Origin of the sequence: Onishia niordana (genome assembly GCF_004798965.1) — a bacterium.
Lineage (GTDB): Bacteria > Pseudomonadota > Gammaproteobacteria > Pseudomonadales > Halomonadaceae > Onishia > Onishia niordana.
In genome coordinates this window covers 1-258 of the sequence record NZ_SDSD01000115.1, presented here as the reverse complement: position 1 = coordinate 258, position 258 = coordinate 1, and the positions used below count along the sequence as shown (strand labels likewise).

Annotated in this window: 1 protein-coding gene; it reads left to right on the top strand. The window is 39.1% G+C overall.

The annotated features are described in order from the left end of the window. Positions 1–258: hypothetical protein (locus ETC27_RS18145; RefSeq protein ID WP_136256082.1), on the top strand; the 258-nt coding region annotated here is incomplete at both ends.

Sequence of the window (258 nt, the reverse complement as noted above, 5' to 3'; positions counted from 1 at the left end):
AAGCACGAGAAGCAAAATTAATCGGTAAATCACTTGAAGCAAAAGTTACTGTATATCCTAATGAAGTGGTTTCAAGTCTTCTTGTAAGTCTTGATGAAAATGTTGCTCAACTTCTCATTGTTTCAGAATTCTCTGTATCAAATGAAGGAGCACCAGAAGAAGCTGTTAAATTTGATGATGTAGCTATTCTTGTGGAACAAGCAGCAGGTCAAGTATGTGACCGTTGTCGCCGTACAGATGTGACCGTTGGGACTGATG